10 protein-coding genes are annotated in these 14,891 nt (G+C 75.7%); 1 reads left to right on the top strand and 9 read right to left on the bottom strand.

What is annotated here, in order from left to right; genetic code table 11:
* From ACI78S_RS10095 to ACI78S_RS10105, 3 genes are all read right to left on the bottom strand, one after another.
* Nucleotides 1-2,246, bottom strand: a 2,246-nt coding sequence (locus ACI78S_RS10095) for a reprolysin-like metallopeptidase (RefSeq protein WP_456972772.1), incomplete at its 3' end; no start/stop codon positions are given.
* Nucleotides 2,247-2,329: 83 nt separating this feature from the next.
* Entirely contained in the window at nucleotides 2,330-4,030 is a 1,701-nt protein-coding gene (locus ACI78S_RS10100) for a reprolysin-like metallopeptidase (RefSeq protein ID WP_456972774.1), read from the bottom strand.
* A 170-nt stretch (nucleotides 4,031-4,200) separates the two neighbouring features.
* Nucleotides 4,201-5,607, bottom strand: a complete 1,407-nt coding sequence (locus ACI78S_RS10105) for an NAD(P)H-quinone dehydrogenase (protein WP_456972776.1) — start codon at nucleotides 5,605-5,607, stop codon at nucleotides 4,201-4,203.
* Nucleotides 5,608-5,701: 94 nt separating this feature from the next.
* Here ACI78S_RS10105 and ACI78S_RS10110 point away from each other — a divergent pair, with 94 nt between their 5' ends.
* Nucleotides 5,702-6,154 carry a gamma-glutamylcyclotransferase family protein gene (locus tag ACI78S_RS10110; protein WP_456972778.1) on the top strand — a complete coding sequence of 151 codons (453 nt, stop codon included), beginning with the start codon at nucleotides 5,702-5,704 and terminating at the stop codon, nucleotides 6,152-6,154.
* Between the two features lie 87 nt (nucleotides 6,155-6,241).
* Here the strand turns inward: ACI78S_RS10110 and ACI78S_RS10115 are convergent, their stop codons facing one another.
* The 6 genes from ACI78S_RS10115 to ACI78S_RS10140 form a co-directional block, all read right to left on the bottom strand.
* Entirely contained in the window at nucleotides 6,242-7,141 is a 900-nt protein-coding gene (locus ACI78S_RS10115; RefSeq protein WP_456972779.1) for a hypothetical protein, read from the bottom strand.
* A gap of 86 nt (nucleotides 7,142-7,227) precedes the next feature.
* On the bottom strand, nucleotides 7,228-8,217 hold the full coding sequence (meaB, locus tag ACI78S_RS10120) for a methylmalonyl Co-A mutase-associated GTPase MeaB (protein ID WP_456972781.1): 990 nt from the start codon (nucleotides 8,215-8,217) through the stop codon (nucleotides 7,228-7,230).
* Between the two features lie 5 nt (nucleotides 8,218-8,222).
* Entirely contained in the window at nucleotides 8,223-10,430 is a 2,208-nt protein-coding gene (scpA, locus tag ACI78S_RS10125; protein WP_456972783.1) for a methylmalonyl-CoA mutase, read from the bottom strand.
* Nucleotides 10,427-12,334: a methylmalonyl-CoA mutase family protein gene (locus ACI78S_RS10130; protein WP_456972785.1), complete on the bottom strand. Its 1,908-nt coding sequence runs from the start codon at nucleotides 12,332-12,334 to the stop codon at nucleotides 10,427-10,429. The genes scpA and ACI78S_RS10130 overlap by 4 nt, the downstream gene beginning before the upstream one ends.
* A 97-nt stretch (nucleotides 12,335-12,431) precedes the next feature.
* Entirely contained in the window at nucleotides 12,432-13,706 is a 1,275-nt protein-coding gene (locus ACI78S_RS10135) for an amidohydrolase (protein ID WP_456972787.1), read from the bottom strand.
* Nucleotides 13,706-14,863 (bottom strand): glutamate--cysteine ligase, encoded by a 1,158-nt coding sequence (locus ACI78S_RS10140; RefSeq protein WP_456972789.1) that lies wholly within the window; start codon nucleotides 14,861-14,863, stop codon nucleotides 13,706-13,708. Before ACI78S_RS10140 ends, ACI78S_RS10135 begins: the two co-directional genes overlap by 1 nt.
* Between the last annotated feature and the right edge of the window lie 28 nt (nucleotides 14,864-14,891).

Raw genomic sequence — 14,891 nt, forward strand, 5'->3', positions numbered from 1 at the left:
GCGTACACCCCCGCGCCCTGCGAGCCCTTCACGAACGTCCCGGCCGCCAACGACCCGTCCTCGGGCAACGCCGCCAGCACCGCCGCCGGCACCTCCGGCACCGACCCCGGCAGCATCGAGGCATCGGCCACCAGCACCCGGCCGCGCTGGCTGACGAGGTAGGCGGCCGATCCGCCGCGCTCCCGGAGCAGGGCGCCGGTCGCCGGCGTCGTCGGCAGCTGCCGCATGCCGGCGTCGTCCAGGGACCGCACCGGCCAGGACGACAGGGGCGTGGCGGCCCAGACCGCGTGCGAGAGGGCCGTGAAGGTGCCCTCGGCCGCGACCGTCACCGCCCCGGTCGACCGGTTGCGCAACACCACCCCGTCCCGGGTGATCGGCACCCCGTAGGGCAGGTGGCCCAGCCCCGACTCCAGCAGCCGCACCCCCGCCGTCGGCCACCCCGCCGCGGCCAACGCCGCGTCGTCGACCACCTCCCGCTTGACCCCACCGGAGACCACGAACGCCTTGCCCGACGTCGTCCGGTACACCGAGGTCATCACCGGCCCGGTCACGAACGCGTCGATCAACGGCTGCTCGAGCCGCACGATCGAGCCGCAGGCGGCCCCGTAGTCGGCGACCTGGGCGCACGAGGCGAACGGCAGCTTGATGCCGGCGTCGACGAACCAGACGCCGCCGCCGGGGTCGGTGACGACGCGCCCCAGGCGCGGTCCCTCCGGTATGCCGTCGAGGTAGCCCTGCGCGACGAACGTGACCGGACCGAGCGCCGAGTAGGCCGCCAGCGTCGTCAGGTCCGGGACGAGGTGGCGGGTGCCGCCGGAGACCAGGTAGACGGCGCCGTTCTCCGGGGTGCGCGCGAGCCTGGGCGGGTCGGCGGTCGCGATCCGCACCACGGCCCCGGTCGCCGTCGCGCTCTGCACGGTGACGGTGAAGTCGCCGCCGGCCACGCGCACGGCGGTGCCGACGGGCAGGGCGGTCCGCATGTCGCCGTCCCAGCCCGAGGAGGCCGACGGCGTCCCGTCGAGCAGCCACGAGGTGTCCGAGCCGCCCACGGCGCGGCGGAGGAGGACGCCGGTCTGCAGCCGCGGCCAGTTGGCCGAGGTGCCCAGCCACGCGTCCTGGCCGCCGGCCGTGCGGTGCTCCAGCCAGTAGACGGCGCCGTCGGCGGCCAGCAGGCGCACGGCCCGGGTGCCCGACGAGCCCGACAGCGGGGCGAGCGTGTAGGTGCCCCCGGCCGAGGAGGCGGTCACCGTCGTGGCCGCGTCGGCCGGGAGGAGCCCGAGCCGGGCCGAGTGCGCGGCGCTGAGCGAGCCGACCTGGTCCCAGGACATGCCCATGACGTCGTAGAAGTCGTAGTAGGCGCGGGTGCGGCAGGTCCCCGTCTCCAGCGCGGAGGAGCACTGCCGCGCCGAGGAGTGCCCGAGGCCGAAGTTGTGCCCCAGCTCGTGGGCGATCACCGACGTCGCGACGTCGGTGACGTACAGCCGCCCCCCGCCGGTGAGGCTGGTGCCGACCTCCGCCAGCCCGTAGGCGCAGCCCGGGGTCCCATACGGCAGGTAGACCAGCAGGTGCCGGCCGGGTCCCCGGCTCCAGCCGGCACGGGCCGCGGCCGCGTTCCACAGCGCGGCGGGGTTGGAGCAGTCGACCCCGGTGGGCTGCCACCAGTCGACGTTCGCGGCCGCCGCGCCGATCCGCACGGCGCCACCGCTCTGCGCCGACCAGAACGCCGCCACCGGCCCGTTCACCGCCTGGACCACCTCGGCCAGGGTGGCGTCCGGCGTGGCGCCCGGCAGCGCCGTCATGACGACGGTGACCTCGTCGGTCAGCGCCGTCGCCGGTGCGGTGGGCGCGGGCTCCTCGGCGGCGGCGAGCACCTCGGCGGCGAGCACCTCGCGGGCCGGTTCGAGCTCGTGGTCCCCGGCGGGGGCGTCGTCGACCTCGTCGCCGACCGTGACCTCGACGGTGGCGCCCGGGGCCACGTCGGGCAGCTCGTCGGCCAGGTCCTCGGTCGGCACCCGCACGGCGTCGCCGTCGTCGGTCTCGATCCAGGTCAGCAGCCCGTCGTCGGCGCGGGGCTCCTCCTCGGCGTGCGCCCCGTCCGGCTCCGCCCACGCCTGCACCAGCTCACCGACGACCGTGTCGGCCGGCGGCTCCGCGCGCGCAGGGCTCGGCACCGCGAGCACCGGTACGAGGACCGCGGCGGCCACCAGGGGCGCGGCGGACCAGGACCTGCGGCGGGCAGCGGGCACGGGGCGGACTCCAGGCAGACGACGACGTTCTCTCCATCGGCGGGTCCGGGCCGGACCGGGAAGGCCGGCCGGGACCGGGTCGCCTAGCTGCGGGTGCGGGCGCCGCGCCGGAGCCGGACGGCGACCGCCGCCAGCAGCAGCGCACCGGCGACCGCGCCGACCGCCGGCCCGGCGAGCGACCGGGCGCGCTCCGCGGAGCGCGCCACCGCGGCCTCCTCGACCGTCGCGGCCTCCGCCGCGCCCCCGGCGACCGCGTCCCCGGTGGCCGCGTCCCCGGTGGCGGCGGCCTCCGCGGCGGGGGCCGCCGGGTCCGCCGTCGTCGTCCCGGCCGTGGCCGGCTGCGGGCTCGCCGCCGCGGCGGCCGGGGCGCCGGGGGCGTCCCGTCCGGGGAGCACCGAGGGCGCCGGCGCGGCCGGCGGCGCGGTGGCCGAGGACGCGGGCCCCGGGACCACGCTCACGACCGCGCCGCTCGCGGTGAGCGCCTGCACGGTCACGGTGAACCCGCCGGCGTGCACGGGCACGCCCACGGGCAGCGCGGCCTGCAGGTCGACGTCCCACCCGCCGGCCCGCGCCGGCGTGCCGTCGAGCAGGAGCGAGGTGTCGGGGAACGTGCCCGCCCGGTGCAGCAGCACGCCGGCGTCGAGCCGGTACCGGTTGGCCGCGCCGGCCAGCCACGCGTCCCGGCCGGCGGCCGCCCGGTACTCGAGCCAGTAGTCGGTACCACCGGCCGACAGCCGCAGCGCGCGGGTGCCCGCCGGGCCGGCCAGCGGCGCGAGCGTCCAGGTGCCGGGGGCGTCACCGGCGCGGACCGCGGCCTGCGCCGTCGTCGGCAGCACGCCGAGCAGGTCGGCCTGCGCGGCGGTGAGCGCGCCCACCTGCGACCAGGAGGCGCCCATGACGTCGTAGTAGTCGCGGTAGCCGGCGGTGCGGCAGGAGCCGTCCTCCACGGCGCCGTCGCACTGCAGGCCCGAGGAGTGCCCCAGGCCGAAGTTGTGCCCGAGCTCGTGGGCGACGACCGACGGCAGCAGGTCGCGGACGTACAGCGAGCCCCCCGAGCCGAGACCGGAACCCACCTGGCCGAGGGCGTACGAGCAGCCGGGCAGGTCGCCCGGCCGGCTGCTGACGTAGAGCACGAGGTGGCGGCCCGGGCCGGGGACGAACCCCACCGAGCGGGCCACGTCGGCCCACAGCGCGTTGGGGTCCCGGCAGCCGACGCGCGCGGGCAGCCAGTCGTGGGCCGCCGTGACCCCGAGGCGGACGGCGCCACCGGTCTGCTCCGACCAGAAGCCGGCCACGGGACCGTCGACGGTGGCCACCACCTGGTCCAGCGTCACCCCGTCGGCGACCCCGCCCGGGGGGACGACGAGGGCGACGGTGACCTCGTTGGTCAGGGGGCCCGAGGCGGGCGCGACGGCGGCGGGCGCCGCCAGGACCTCGGCCTCCAGCACCTCCTGCGCCGGCTCGTACCCGTCGTCGGCGGCCTCGTCGTCGACCTGCTCCCCCACCTCGACCGCGACGGTGGCGCCCACGGGCACGGACGTGACGTCGTCCGTGGGGACGCGCACGGTCTCGCCCGCCGCGGTGCGGACCCAGCTGAGCGGCTCCTCGGAGGCGTGCCCGGCGGTGGGCCGGGCCTCCTCCGGCCAGGCCTGCACGAGCTCGCCGACGAGCGCGGTGGCGCCGGGCTCGTCCGCCGCGGCGGTCGCCGCCGGCAGCAGCACGCCGGCACCGACCGCGAGGGCGGCCAGCAGGCGGACGGCGGAGCGGCGCGGGGAAGCAGGCATCCCCTGGCTCATCGGCGGTCTCGGCCGCGGCCGGCACCGGCTCAAGCCGAATGCGCGACCCGTTCGTCACAGCCGCCCCGGCGTCCCCAGGGCTCCCGCAAGCGTGCTGGAACGGCCGCCTGCAGGGCCCCGCCGCGAGCTCGCGAGCGGTGGGGGCAGGCGGTCCTTGGTCAGATGAGGTCGTCGTCCAGACCCATGAGCCGCCGGCCGGCCTCGGTGATCGAGCCGGACAGCGACGGGTAGATGGCGAAGGTGTTCGCCAGGTCGGCGACGGTGAGGCCCTTCGTCACGGCCAGCGCGATCGGCAGGATCAGCTCCGAGGCCCCGGGGGCCACCACGACGCCGCCGACGACCACGCCGGTCGAGCGGCGGGCGTGGAGCTTGACGAACCCGTCGCGCAGGTCGCTCATCTTGGCCCGCGCGTTGGTGGCCAGCGGCAGCCGGACGGCCTCGACGTCGGGGTGGTCGGGCAGCGCCTTCTCCTGCAGGCCGACCGTGGCGATCTCGGGGTGGGTGAACACGTTGGCGGCGACCGTGCGCAGCCGGATCGGGGCGACGGCCTCGCCGAGGGCGTGCCACATGGCGATCCGGCCCTGCATCGCGGCGACGGAGGCCAGCTGGAAGACGCCGGTCACGTCGCCGGCGGCGTAGATCCCCGGCACCGTCGTGCGGGAGACCCGGTCGACGACCACGTGGCCCGACCCGGTGACCTGCACGCCGTGGGACTCCAGGTTCAGGCCCGCGGTGTTGGGCACGGTGCCGACCGTCATGAGCACGTGCGAGCCCTCGACGGTGCGCCCGTCGGTGAGCGCGACGGAGACGCCCTTCTCGGTGCGCTGCGCCCCGGCGGCCCGGCCGCGCTCGAGCCGCCCGCCGCGGGACTGGAAGACCTGCTCGAGCACCTCGGCGGCGTCGGAGTCCTCACCGGGCAGCACACGGTCGCGGGAGGAGACCAGCGTGACCGGGACGCCGGCCTCGAGGTAGCCGGAGGCGAACTCGGCGCCGGTGACGCCGGAGCCGACGACGACGAGGTGCTCGGGCAGCTCGTCGAGCTCGTAGACCTGCCGCCAGTCGAGGATCCGCTCGCCGTCGGGCTCGGCGCCCGGCAGCACGCGCGGGTCCGCGCCGGTGGCGATGAGGACCACGTCGCCCTCGATCTCGTCGACGACCGCGCCGCTCGCGTCGAGGATCTCCACCTCGTGCGCGGCCAGTCCCGGGACGTCGTCGGCGAGCCGGCCGCGGCCCGCGACGATGGTCACGCCCTCGGCGCTGAGGCGGGCGTGGATGTCGGCGGACTGCGCCATGGCCAGGTTCTTGACCCGCTTGTTGGCCGTGGCGAGGTCGAGCCCGATGGCGTCGGGCTCGGTGCCCATGAGCCCGAGGACGGCGGAGTCGCGCACCGACGTCATCGCACCGGCCGCGGCGATCAGCGTCTTGGAGGGGACGCAGTCGGTGAGCACGCTGGCCCCGCCCATGCCGTCCTTCTCGATGACGGTGACCTGCGCACCGAGCTGGGCGGCCACCAGCGCGGCCTCGTACCCGGCCGGGCCGCCGCCGATGATGACGATGCGGGTCATGGGTGGTTCTCCCCCGGAGCAGTGCGGACGTCGCCGCCATTGTCCCCGTCGGGGTGGTCCGGCGTCGGCACCGACCCGGTTACCCTCTCCGGCGATGGGCCTCTACGCCGCCTACGGGTCGAACATGGATCCGGAGCAGATGCTGCGGCGCTGCCCGTCCTCGCCGCACACCGGCACCGGCTGGATCCGCGGCTGGCGGCTGACCTTCGGCGCGGAGGAGTACGGCTGGGAGGGCGCCCTGGCCACCCTCGTGCCCGACGACGCCTCCCCCGGCGTCTACGTCGCCCTCTACGACCTCACCGAGGCCGACGAGCGCGCCCTCGACGCGTGGGAGGGCGCCGACCACGGCCTCTACCGCAAGCTGCACCTGCGCGTGCACACGCTCGCCGGCGACGTCGTCGCCTACGTCTACGCGCTCGACGCCTTCGAGGGCGGCCTGCCCTCGGCCCGGCACCTGGGCGCCATCGCCGACGCGGCCGAGGCCGCCGGCGCCCCCCACGACTACGTGACCGAGCTGCGCTCCCGCGACTGCCGCACCGCCTTCTGACCCGGCCGGTCCCCGATCCCCGCGATCATGGAGTCCGGGAAGCGACACGCCGCCGCGGGCCGGTGTGCCGCTTCCCGAACTCCATGATCACCACGAGCGGGGCGGGAGCCGCAGGGCACGGGCGGTGACGGCGAGCATCTGCCGGTGAGCGCGGTAGACGTCGTGCTTGGTGAAGTGCAGCAGGGGCCAGCTGTTCTCCGTCAGCCAGTTGTGCCTCCGCCGGTCGTCGCGGAGCTGCTCGGGCGTCATGTGCGCCTCCTGACCGTCGAACTCCGCTCCGACCCGCTCCTCGCGCCAGCCGAGGTCGAGCCACCGGGCGCGCCCCTCGGCCGGCACCTTCACCTGCAGGTCCGGGGCGGGAAGCCGGCATCGAGGAAGCGCCACCGCATCCGCGACTCCATCGGCGAGTCCACCCGGCGATCGGCCCAGGGCACCAGCCGGCGCAGCCGCACCACCTGCCGCAGGCCCGCCTGCGCCGCGGCCGCGACCACGAGGTCCTCCCTGCGGCAGAAGCCGGAGCAGGGCGGCGTCCAGCGTGGCCAGACCGTCGATGGGTGGGGTCAGCCGGACGACGTCGCAGGCGGTCCGGGCGGCGGGCGTGCACCAGATGCCGTCGACCAGGACGGCGTCCTCCGTGCCGAGGCTCGACGGGTGCACCCGGATGCCGGGGCGGGACCGGTTCACCAAGGACGGCGGTCCGAGGAAGTGCAGGGTGTCGTCGCCCAGGACGTCGAACTCCCAGAGGCGCGCCGCCGTCGCGTGGCAGGCGACCAGGTCGGAGCCGACCAGCAACGACGCCGCGCGCAGCTGGACCGCGAAGGAATCGGGGACGTCGCCGTCCACGAGCACGCCCCGCCACCGGGATCGGCGCCAGCGGCCGGACCTCACCGGCCGCCGCACCTCCGCGTCGCTGCAGCTGTCGAGGGCCTGGTCGACGGTGAACACGCCGCCTTGCCGGGCGATCGTGCGGTACAGGGCGAAGTCCACCCGGCGAGGCTGCGGCTCGTCCGCGCCCGTCGAGCGGCGGCTGCGAGGTCTGTGGACGGGGACCCCGGCTGGGGATCCGGCGGCGATCACGGCGGGTCAGGCTCGAGGAAGGTCTCCAGGAGCTGCCGGGCGGCGAGGGCGGGCGTGAGCTCGCCGCTGAGCACGGCCTTCTCCAGGTCCGGCGCCAGCGCCCTGACACCGGGGTGCGCGCGCAGCCGGTGCTCGAGCCCGTCGCGCACCAGCTGCCAGGTCCAGCGCACCTGCTGAGTGCGGCGCTTCTCCTCGAAGGCCCCGGAGGCGCGCCCCCGGTCCTGGTGCTCGACCAGCTTCGCCCACACCTCGTCCAGGCCGGCGCCGGTCAGCCCCGAGCAGGTGAGCACCGGCACGTCCCAGTCGTTCCCGCGTCCCCGCAGCAGCCGGATCGCCTGCAACAGCTCGCGCGCGGCCGAGCGGGCGTCCACCTCGCCCGGCCCGTCGGCCTTGTTCACCGCGATGACGTCGGCGATCTCCAGGATGCCGCGCTTGATGCCCTGCAGCTGGTCACCGGTGCGGGCCAGCGTGAGGAACAGGAACGAGTCGACCATCTCGGCGACGGCGATCTCCGACTGCCCGACCCCGACCGTCTCGACCAGGACGACGTCGTAGCCGGCCGCCTCCACCACGACCACCGACTCGCGGGTGGCCTGCGCGACGCCGCCGAGGGTGCCCGACGTCGGCGAGGGCCGGATGAACGCCTGCGGGTCCACCGAGAGCCGCGACATCCGGGTCTTGTCGCCCAGGATCGACCCACCGGAGCGGGCGGACGACGGGTCGACGGCGAGCACCGCCACCTTCGACCCGGCGCCGGTGAGGGTCACCCCGAGCTGGTCGATGAACGTCGACTTGCCCACCCCGGGCACCCCGCTGATGCCCACCCGGCGCGCTCCCCCGGCGTGCGGCAGCAGCTCCACCAGCAGCTCCTGCGCCCGCTCGCGGTGGTCGGCGCGGCGCGACTCGACCAGCGTGATCGCGCGCGACACCGACCGCCGGTCGCCGGCCCGCACCCCCTCGGCGAGGGCGGCGACGTCAGTGGCCATCCCGCTCAGTGACCGAGGCGGGACGACAGCGTGCGCAGCAGGTCCTGCGCCGCCTCGGCGATGACCGTGCCCGGCTGGTAGACCGCCGCCGCGCCCATCTCCTTCAGGGCCGGCACGTCGTCGGGCGGGATGACGCCGCCGACCACGATGAGCACGTCGTCGGCGCCGAGCTCGGCCAGCGCGTCGCGCAGCGCCGGCACCAGCGTGAGGTGGCCGGCCGCCAGCGAGTTGACGCCGACGACGTGCACGTCGGCCTCCACCGCCTGCCGGGCGACCTCCTCCGGCGTCTGGAACAGCGGGCCGACGTCGACGTCGAAGCCGAGGTCGGCGAAGGCGGTCGCGATCACCTTCTGGCCGCGGTCGTGGCCGTCCTGGCCCATCTTGGCGACCAGGATCCGCGGCCGGCGGCCCTCCGCCTCCTCGAACTCCGACGCCAGCCGCCGGGCGGCCTCGACCGGCTCGTTCGCGCCTGCCTCGTCCCGGTACACACCCGAGATGGTGCGCACCTGCGCGGCGTGCCGGCCGTACACCCGCTCCAGCGCGTCGGAGATCTCCCCCACCGTGGCGTGGGCGCGGGCCGCGTCGACGGCCAGCTTCAGCAGGTTGGCGTCGAGATCGCCGCCCCGCCGTCCCTCGGCGGCGGCCCGCGCCGCGTCGGTGAGCCGCCCCAGCGCCTCCTGGACGGCGTGGTCGTCGCGCTCGGCCCGCAAGCGCTCGAGCTTGGCCTTCTGCTCGGCGAGCACCTGCGCGTTGTCGACCCGCAGCACCTCGACCGGCTCGTCGGCGGCCACCCGGTACCTGTTGACGCCGATCACCGGCTGGATGCCGGCGTCGATGCGGGCCTGGGTGCGGGCGGCGGCCTCCTCGATGCGCAGCTTCGGGATGCCGTCGTCGATGGCCTGCGCCATGCCGCCGTGCTCGGCGACCTCCTCGATGTGCGCCCACGCGGCGCGGGCCAGGTCGTAGGTCAGCTTCTCCACGTACGCCGAGCCGCCCCACGGGTCGATGACCCGCGTCGTGCCCGACTCCTGCTGCAGCAGCAGCTGGGTGTTGCGGGCGATCCGGGCGGAGAAGTCGGTGGGCAGGGCCAGCGCCTCGTCGAGAGCGTTGGTGTGCAGCGACTGGGTGTGCCCCTGGGTGGCGGCCATCGCCTCCAGGCAGGTGCGGACGACGTTGTTGTAGACGTCCTGCGCGGTCAGCGACCAGCCCGAGGTCTGCGAGTGGGTGCGCAGCGACAGCGACTTCGGGTTCTGCGCGCCGGCGGACCTCATGAGCCTCGCCCACAGCAGCCGCGCGGCCCGCAGCTTGGCGACCTCCATGAAGAAGTTCATGCCGATGGCCCAGAAGAACGACAGCCGTGGGGCGAACGCGTCGACGTCCAGCCCGGCGTCCTTGCCCGCCTTCACGTACTCCACGCCGTCGGCCAGCGTGTACGCCAGCTCCAGGTCGGCCGTCGCCCCGGCCTCCTGGATGTGGTAGCCGGAGATGGAGATCGAGTTGAACCGCGGCATCCGCTGCGAGGTGAACGCGAAGATGTCGCTGACGATCTGCATCGACGGCTTCGGCGGGTAGATGTAGGTGTTGCGGACCATGAACTCCTTGAGGATGTCGTTCTGGATGGTCCCGGCCAGCTGCTCGGGTGCCACGCCCTGCTCCTCCGCGGCGAGCACGTAGAGCGCCATCACCGGCAGCACGGCGCCGTTCATCGTCATCGACACGGTCATCCGGTCCAGCGGGATGCCGTCGAAGAGCTGCCGCATGTCGAGGATCGAGTCGATCGCCACGCCCGCCATGCCGACGTCGCCCACCACCCGCGGGTGATCGGAGTCGTAGCCGCGGTGGGTGGGCAGGTCGAAGGCGATCGACAGGCCCTTCTGCCCGGCGGCGAGGTTGCGCCGGTAGAACGCGTTGGACTCCGCCGCGGTGGAGAAGCCCGCGTACTGGCGGACCGTCCACGGCTGGGTCGTGTACATGGTCGGGTACGGCCCGCGCAGGAACGGGGCGACGCCGGGGTAGGTGCCGAGGAAGTCCAGCCCCTCGAGGTCGGCCGGGGTGTACAGGGGCGGGACGGCGATGCCCTCCGGCGTCTCCCAGGTCGCCTCGGCCGCGCTCCGGCCGGTCGCCGCCTCGAACGCCTTGGCCCAGTCGTCGGCGGAGGTCCCGGAAGCCGGCCGGCCCAGCTCCAGGTCGCCGAAGTCGGGGATCGCGCTCATCGCGGCGCCTCCTTCCCACCGGAATGGCCATCTCGGTGGAGGTCGTGGACGGTGCGGAGGACCTCCAGGGCGTCGCACCCGGCGTACACGTACCCGTCGACGCCGTCCACCCCGAGCGACGGCTTCCCGGCGAGCCACACCGACGTCGCGCCGGCGGCCCTGAGCTCGCGGGCGAGGTCGGCGGCGGACGACGCGTAGTCGTCGTCGGTGCCGCAGACGCAGGCGACCGTGGTGCCCGCCTCGGCGAAGCCGGCGACGCCGTCGCCGGCGGGGGTGGCGATCCCGCCGGCCTGGAAGAGGTTGCCCGCGAAGGTGGCGCGGGCGGTGTGCCGGGCCACCGGGCCGATCGTGGCCAGGTAGACGGCCGGGCGGGTGGGCGCGGCGTCGGCGGCGTCGCGCAGGGCCTCGAACTCCTCCGCCGCGCGCACCCGGGGCAGCCCGCCGGTGGGGCGCAGGTCGGGGGCCGGCGGCCGCTCCGGCAGCTTCTCGGCGAGGTTCGGGAACTCGCTGACGCCGGTGATCGCGTCCGTGCGCCTCGCCAGCCGCCGCTGCCGCTGCGACCACGCCGCGGCGACCCGGTCGCGCACCAGCCCCGACGCCAGCGCCGCCGACAGCCCGCCGGCCCGCTCGATCTCGGTGAACCACGCCCAGGCGGCCTGCGCCAGGTCCTCTGTGAGCGACTCGACGTAGAAGGAGCCGCCGGCCGGGTCGAGCACGCGGGCCAGCGACCCCTCCTCGACGAGCAGGTTCTGGGTGTTGCGGGCGATCCGCCGGGAGAAGGCGTCGGGCAGCCCGAGCGCGGCGTCGAACGGCTGCACCGTGACGACGTCGGCGCCACCCACGCCGGCGGCGAAGCAGGCGACCGTCGTCCGCAGCATGTTCACCCACGGGTCGCGCCTGGTCGTCATCACCGACGAGGTGACGGCGTGCTGGCGCTGGGCGCGCACGTCGGGCGAGGCGCCGCTGGCCTCTCCCACCCGGTCCCACAGCCGCCGGGCGGCGCGCAGCGCGGCGATCGTCGTGAACTGGTCGGCGGTGGCCGCGTAGCGGAACTCGACGGCGGCGAACGCCTCGTCGACCGACCGGCCCCCCTCGGTGAGCGCCCGCAGGTAGGCGACCCCGGCCGCCAGCGAGCAGCCGAGCTCCTCCACCGCCGAGGCGCCGGCGTCGTGGAACACGGTCGCGTCGACGGTCACCGTGCGCAGGCCCAGCGGCGCCGCCCGGCGGGCGAGGTCGGCCAGCCCGGCGACGTCCTGCCGCTCCCCCGACGCCGCCTCGGCGCCGAGCGGGTCGAGCCCCAGCGAGCCGCCGGGCGCGAGGTCGGTGCGCCCCTCCACCAGGGACAGCAAGGCCTCGGCGGCCGGGAGGCCCCCCGAGACGCCCACCGGCGCGACGTCGAGCAGGACGTCGGAGAGCACCTCGGGCAGCGCGTCGACCGGGATCGCGCCCTCACCGAGCGCCAGCCACAGCGAGGTGCCGCCGTTCTCCAGGTCGGCGAGCACCGCCTCCCGGGTGACGGCGACGTCGGGGTGCGCGTGCCGCTGCCGCACGTCCCAGCCGGCGGGCACCTCGCTCGACCCGGCGCCGGCCCGGGCGCCGCGCACGAACGGCGCCATCCCCGGCACGCCCACCGCCGAGGGCAGGTCGCCGGCGTCGTCGGGGGTGTACAGCGGCGCGACGGTGACACCGGTGGCGACGGGACGGCGCAGCGCATCCTCGACCGGGTCGGGCAGCTCGGTGCGGCCGGCCCTGCGCAGCACGCCGGCCACCAGCTCGCGCCACTCGTCGCGGGTGGCCGCCGGGAACTCCCCGGCCAGCACGAGCTCGTCGGGGACCTCGTGCTCGGCGAGTCGCCCTTTATCGATCGACCCGGCGCCGGCCGAGTGCTGCAGGTCGGAACTCATCGTCGAATTCCCGCCTCTCGTCGACGGCACTCCCGGGAGCAGTGTGTCCGGGAATGGCAGTGTCGCCCGGAGATCTGCGTCACGTGCGCGCGGGGCGTCAGCCCGCCGCCCGGTCGGCGGAGCCGTCGTCGGCCCGCCGGGGCGGCGTGTCCCCGGGTGCGCGCTTGCCGGTGCGGGCCGGGCCCGAGTCGGCGACGAGCGCGTGCAGCGCGGTGCGCGCCAGCAGCCGGACGCCGACGCCGATCGCCCGCTCGTCGACGTCGAAGGTGCCCCGGTGGAGGTCCAGCGGCGGCCCGCCGCCGTGCGTGCCCAGCCGGGCGAGCGCGATCGGCAGCACGTCGGCGAACCAGCCGAAGTCCTCCCCGCCCATGCTCTGCGGGGAGGGCAGCACGCCGTCCTGGCCCACGGTCTCCAGCGCGGCGGCGCGCAGCAGGGCCACCGACCGCGGGTCGTTGACCACCGGGGGCACGCCGCGCACGTAGTCGACGTCGACCTGCGCACCGGTGGTCGCCGCGACCCGCTCGACGAGGGAGCGCAGCAGGTCCTCCGCGCCGGTCCAGGCGTCGCGGTCGAGGACGCGGACGGTGCCGCGCAGGTGCCCGCGCTGCGGGATGGCGTTGGCCGCGATGCCGGCGTTGACCGCGCCCCACACCAGCGACATGCCCGCTCGGGGGTCGACCTGGCGGGAGAGCAGCGACGGGACCTCGGTGATCAGCCGGCCGAGGGCGTCGACGAGGTCGACGGTGAGCTGGGGGCGCGCGGTGTGCCCGCCGGGCCCCATGAGCGAGACGTCCATGCGGTCGCACGCGGCGGTGATCGCGCCGGTGCGCAGCCCGATCCTGCCCGCGGGCACGGACGGGTCGCAGTGCAGGGCGAAGGCGCGGGACGCCCCGTCGAGCACGCCGGCCGCGACCACCTCGGTGGCGCCGCCGGGCACGGTCTCCTCGGCCGGCTGGAAGACGCAGCGGACCGCGCCGGGCAGCCCGTCGGCCTCGGCCAGCGCGAGGACCACGCCGAGGACGACGGTGGTGTGCACGTCGTGCCCGCAGGCGTGGCAGAGGCCCTCCTTGGTGGAGGCGTACGGCACGTCCTTGAGGTCGTGCAGCGGCAGCGCGTCGATGTCGGCGCGCAGCACCACCGTCGGCCCCCCGCCCGGGCCGACCTCCACCACCAGGCCCGTGCCGGTGGGCAGGCGCCGCGGGCTCAGCCCCGCCTGGCGCAGCCGCTGCTCCAGGAACGACGTCGTCTCGAACTCGGCGAACGCCAGCTCGGGGTGGGCGTGCAGGTGCCGCCGCGTGGCGACCAGCTGCGCGTGGCGGTCGCGCACCCAGTCGTCGACGCCCGCGCCCAGCTTCTCGACGACACCCTCCATCAGGCCATCCCGCTCGGTTGCCGAGCCGGCAGCCCGTCCCGCAGCTCGGCCACCAGGCTGTCGACGACGGCGGTGAGGTCACCGCCCGCGGCCGCCGCGACCGCCCGCTGGCGCTGGTAGGAGGCGCCCACCGCGAGCACCCGCTCGACGTCGGCGAGCTCGGCCGAGCAGCCCAGCCGCCGCGCCGTCGGGGCGAGGTCCTCCACCAGGTCGAGGATCGCCTGGCGGACCGGGCGGACGGTGCCCTTCTCGTCGACGACGATGTCGGCGTCGAGGCCGTAGCGGGCCGCCCGCCACTTGTTCTCCCGCAGCACCCACCCGGCCGGGGTGGGCAGCGTGTAGCCGCGGTCGAGCTGGGTGTCGAACTGCTCGACCAGGCACTGCGACAGCGCCGCCACGGCGCCGATCTCGTCGAGGGTGGGCAGGCCGTCGCAGATGCGCAGCTCCACGGTGCCGAAGTTGGGGTGCGGCCGGATGTCCCACCACACCTCGCGCACGCTCTCGATGGCGTGGGTGGAGATCAGCGTCTCCATGTAGGTCTCGAACTCGTCCCAGCCCGACAGCTGGTAGGGCAGCCCGGCGGTCGGCATGCTCTCGAACACCTTGCTGCGCGCCGAGGCCAGCCCGGTGTCGGCGCCCTTCCAGAACGGGGAGGACGCCGAGAGCGCCAGGAAGTGCGGCACGTACTGGGTGAGCGCGTTGACCATGGGGATGGCCTTCTCCGGCGCCCGGACGCCGACGTGCACGTGCACGCCGAAGATCTGCAGCCGGCGGGCCAGCCACTGCATGCGCTCGACCAGCTCGAGGTAGCGCTCCTTGGGCGAGATGCGCTGGGTCTGCCAGTCGGTGAACGGGTGGGTGCCCGCGCACATCAGGCCCAGCCCCCGGCGGTCGGCGGCGGCCACCACCTCGGTGAGGGTGCCGGCGAGGTCGGCCTTGGCCTCGGCCGCGGTGCCGCAGATGCCGGTGATGATCTCGATCGTCGACTGCAGCAGCTCGTGCTTGGCCTTGGGGTGCTCGCTCGCGCCCTCGGGCCGGATCTCCTCGAGGATCTCCACGGCGCCCGAGGTCAGCTCCCGCGTCCCGCGGTCGACGAGCTGCAGCTCCCACTCGACGCCCAGGCTGGCGCGCTCGGAGGACTCGAAGGGGATCTGCATCCCGGAAGTCTAAGGACGATCCCGGTCC

The organism is Geodermatophilus sp. SYSU D00815, from assembly GCF_054050035.1.